This window comes from Streptomyces sp. ATLC9 (genome assembly GCF_057196705.1).
Genome location: NZ_JBXUOY010000479.1, coordinates 1 through 1,852 on the forward strand (window position 1 = coordinate 1; position 1,852 = coordinate 1,852).

At 74.1% G+C, this 1,852-nt stretch carries 2 protein-coding genes and 1 pseudogene; all 3 read right to left on the minus strand.

What is annotated here, in order from left to right:
- Nucleotides 1-114 precede the first annotated feature (114 nt).
- Nucleotides 115-372 (minus strand): 50S ribosomal protein L27, encoded by a 258-nt coding sequence (gene rpmA, locus AC2CJA_RS26450; protein ID WP_241713732.1) that lies wholly within the window; start codon nucleotides 370-372, stop codon nucleotides 115-117.
- 14 nt (nucleotides 373-386) lie between these two features.
- On the minus strand, nucleotides 387-710 hold the full coding sequence (rplU, locus tag AC2CJA_RS26455; protein WP_093654483.1) for a 50S ribosomal protein L21: 324 nt from the start codon (nucleotides 708-710) through the stop codon (nucleotides 387-389).
- A gap of 258 nt (nucleotides 711-968) precedes the next feature.
- Nucleotides 969-1,852, minus strand: a pseudogene (locus AC2CJA_RS26460) (Rne/Rng family ribonuclease); the annotation flags it as partial.

A 1,852-nucleotide genomic window follows, 5' to 3' on the forward strand; every position in this document is an offset into this window, starting at 1 on the left:
CCCCGAACACCCCCCCGAGGGCGCACCCGCAGCCCCGCCCGACGGCGCGGGGCGCCAACGGCCGGGAGGCGGTCCGCCCTCGGAGGGTGCTGCGGGTCGTGCCGGGGCCGGTGGTTACTCGGCGGCCGGAACGATGTTCACGACCTTGCGGCCACGCGCGGTGCCGAACTGCACCGCACCGGCGGCCAGCGCGAACAGGGTGTCGTCGCCGCCGCGGCCCACGCCGGAGCCCGGGTGGAAGTGGGTGCCGCGCTGGCGGACCAGGATCTCGCCCGCGTTGACGACCTGACCGCCGAAGCGCTTCACGCCGAGCCGCTGGGCATTGGAGTCGCGACCGTTCCGAGTGGACGATGCGCCCTTCTTGTGTGCCATCTCTCCTCAGTCCCTTACTTCGTCGCCGGGGCGTCGATGCCGGTGATCTTCAGCGCGGTGTGCAGCTGACGGTGACCGATCCGCTTGCGGTAGCCGGTCTTGTTCTTGTACTTCATGATGTCGATCTTGGCACCCTTGTGGTGGTCCACGACCTCGGCGTGGACCTTCACGCCGGCCAGGACCCACGGGTCGCTGGTGACCGCGTCGCCATCGACGATGAGCAGGGTCGAGAGCTCGACGCTGTCGCCGACCTTGCTGGTGGAGATACGGTCAACCTCGATGACATCGCCGACGGACACCTTCTGCTGGCGGCCGCCGGTGCGCACGATCGCGTACACGCGGAACTCTCTCTCGCTCGTGGGTGGGGCCCCTGATGCCAGCCGCTCGCCACGGGCGGGGCCCGTGCGGATCCGAGTGGATTGAGCGGCCTCTCCTCGCGCTCACGCGACACCTCGCGGAGTGCGTGGAGGGATTTGCTCAGGAGCCTGGCGTGTCCATCGACACGCCGCGACGGTCAAGGTTACGGGGCTTTGTCGCGGGGGGTCAAACCGGCCCCGGACGCCCGTCGGCGTCCGGGGCCGGTCGTCCTCCTTCCGTCAGTCCTCGGCCGGGGCCGAGACGGACTGCGGATCCTGCTGCTCGGCCGCCGCGGTCCTGCGGGCGGCCGTCTTCTTGGCGGCGGTCTTCCTCGCCACCGTCTTCTTGGCGGTCGTCTTCTTGGCAGCCGACTCCGCGGTCTTCTTGGTCGCCGCCTTCTTGGCCGTCGTCTTCTTGGCGGCGGTCTTGGAGGCCGCCGTCTTGGCGGTGGCCTTCTTCGCCGTGGACGCGGTCTTCTTGGCGGCGGCCTTCTTGGCCGTCTTGCGGGCCGTCTTCTTCGCCGGAGCGGCCTCCTCCCCGGCGGGGGCCTCCGCGACCGGTTCCGAGGGGGTCTCCCCCGGAACCTCGGCCGGCGCCTCGGCGACCGGCTCCTCCACGGAGGGGACGGGCTCGGCGGAGGGGACGGCGGGCTCGGTGATCTCGGCCGACTCGGGAGATCCGGCCGGGGCCGCCGCACGGCGCACCACGCGGCGGCGGGGGCGGGCCGGCGGAGCGGCGGCCTCGGAGGCGGGCTCCGCCACCACCTCGGCCGGCTCCTCCGCGGGCGCCCGCGGCGCCTCCTCGGCGGCCGGAACCACCGTCACCGCGGCCTCCACCTCGGCAGCCGCCTTCGGCGGACCCGCCGGAGCCGACACCTTGCGCGCACCACGGCGCCGGGTACGCGGTGCGGCCTCCTCCGCGGCCGGCTCGGGCACGGCCGGCTCGGGAGCCGCGGTCTCGGGGACCACGACCTCCGCCGGAGCCTCCGCGGGCTCCGCCACCACCTCGGCCGGCTCCCCCGCGGGCGCCCGCGGCGCCTCCTCGGCGGCCGGAACCACCGTCACCGCGGCCTCCACCTCGGCAGCCGCCTTCGGCGGACCCGCCGGAGCCGACACCTTGCGGC